Origin of the sequence: Rhizobium sp. SEMIA 4085 (genome assembly GCF_013004495.1) — a bacterium.
Taxonomy (GTDB): Bacteria; Pseudomonadota; Alphaproteobacteria; order Rhizobiales; family Rhizobiaceae; genus Rhizobium; species Rhizobium gallicum.
Map to the genome: position 1 here is coordinate 1 of NZ_JABEPH010000599.1, position 2,143 is coordinate 2,143.

At 60.8% G+C, this 2,143-nt stretch carries 1 protein-coding gene and 1 pseudogene; both read right to left on the minus strand.

The features are described 5' to 3' along the window. A partial coding sequence (locus C9413_RS31480; RefSeq protein ID WP_170251447.1) for a S8 family serine peptidase occupies positions 1-1,527 on the minus strand: 1,527 nt, incomplete at its 3' end. Between the two features lie 31 nt (positions 1,528-1,558). Beyond that, positions 1,559-2,113, minus strand: a pseudogene (locus C9413_RS31485) (phosphatase PAP2 family protein); the annotation flags it as partial. Positions 2,114-2,143: the final 30 nt, after the last annotated feature.

Consider the following 2,143-nt stretch of genomic DNA (forward strand, 5'->3'; position numbering starts at 1 on the left):
GGACTTGCCCTTGGGCCCCGAGAGGCCGTCCGCGGGTTTGCGGCGGCCCTTTTGGCCCCGCTGCACCAGAGCGCAGAGTCCCCCCACCTGCGCCGACGCGCCCGAGGTGCCCCCGAAGGTGGTGTAATATCCTCCGCCAATGCCGGGATTGGTTCCGAACGGCACGACCGCCGACCATGGATCGGAGCCGCGATCATAGCCGAAAATCCCCGGCAGGTCCGTCGTCAGCAGCGAGAAGTGCGAATAGCAGTATTCCTGCATTCGAAAAGCACCGTAGTCGTGTTGTGCGGCAAAAGGAGAAAGCCGGTCGAGACGCAACTGATGCCGGTTCAAGACCTCACCGTCGTCGGAGGGGGAGACAACCGTCAATCCTTCGCCGTAATTGCTGTAGCCCGAACGGAAACCTTCGACGGTAACGGCCCCGACGGCGATGATGCCGTTGTCGTCGTCGGCAAGACTTGCCGGATAGATCAACTGGCTCTCGCCACTGTTTCCCGCGGCGCAGACGATCGGAACGTGCCGGCTGATGGCGACGATGAGCTGTTTGAGGATATGCCACGGGCGATCCGGATTGGAGCCTTTCTGCGCAGCCTTCGGCTCCAGTTCAGGCCCACCCTGGTCGGCGAAGGCGATGCGCGTGAAGAGATTGGCGGCATCCTGGTTTTTCCATAGTTCCAAGTCGGCCTTCAGCTCATTCTTCGGATCAACGACGCTGCGTTTTGGGTCCGGCAGACCACGCGGCAAGACGATCACGTCCGCCTTTTGATGATAGGCATAAAGAAAGGCAGCGATGAACTGCCTGACATCGTCTTCGAAGGACGTCCTGATAGAGATGATCCTTGAAAAAGGGTCAACGCCGAAATAGGGGATGACATTGCGATTACCGCTCGTACGCAACTCGTCACCATTGCCGTAGAAGGCTCCCTCCGGCGGAGCGCTTGCTGTGCCTTCTTCCGCCACAACGGCGGGTTCGCCGACAATCAGACCTGCGCAGCACGTACCATGCGATGCAAAAAGCGATTCCGGATTGTAGAGCCGCCGAAGAACACCCTCCGACGTGGCGTATTCGGCAACCAGGTCACTGAGATAGTCCCGGTCGTCATTCGAAAGGCCGATATTGCCGAGCGGAGCGATGTCGAGCCCGGCAAAGAAGGCATGCCTTTCCTCGCGGTCAAACGACGTAGTCGTATCGAGTATTTCGAGCGCGCGCGCGCCGTAACGATGGGTCGTCAAATCGATCGACGCTTCCCGGTCAAGCCGGGTTGCCAGATTGGGATGGTCCGGAGATACGCCGACATCGATCAGCGCGACGCGCGCGGGTCGCAACGGGCCGGCGGAAGCGATGGCATCCCAGACCGTGCCGGTGATGAGGGGATCGGGGAGCGCGCGTGCGGCGCTCCCATCGAGCGCGGGTGGAGCAGGCGGAGCCGATCCGTATTCCGCGTCGACCACACCAAGCGCAGTCAGGTGCCAGAGATAATAGTAGTTGATCGGCGCGGGCTCGGGCATTTGTGATTGATCCGTCATGTTCATGATCCCTGTTGTGCAGCTGGCGAATTCAGACCCATTCGTCGTGTACGGCCTGGAATAGAGGACCGAATGCGTCGTGGAGGTAGGGAGCGAAGCGTCGGGCGAGATCTCGACCCGCCTGCGTGTCGCTGGGATAGTGGAGGCCAGCCCATTCACGGTTTTCGGCGACGTTCTGGGCGATGCGGGCTAGCTCGTCGGTGGCCGGATGTTCCGGCAGGATCGTCGAGAATGCGAAGGCGATCGAAAAGCACTGGAACGAGTGGTTGCTGGGATAGGATTCGTGGACGGGCACGGCCAGCAACGGCCGCAGCATGGGCTCGAACTGGTTTGGCCGCAGCCGGTTGAACTGACTTTTGTAGATCAGTCCTACATACTCGCAGGTCGTCAGGATCGCCTGGAAAAGTCCTTCCGTCTGCTCGAAACCGCCGAGATCCTCGATATGCAATGCGCGGGTAAATTCCGTCACGGAGATCGTCGACTCGATCTGGACGTCGGGCAGGCGCCGCGCACGTTCCCGGTCGCGGCGTTGCGTGGAGAGCAGCACCGTCGTTTCGAGACGGGTATAATCGGGACCTGGAGGCGGCCGGAAAGACAGAGGTTACCAGGTGAAGGT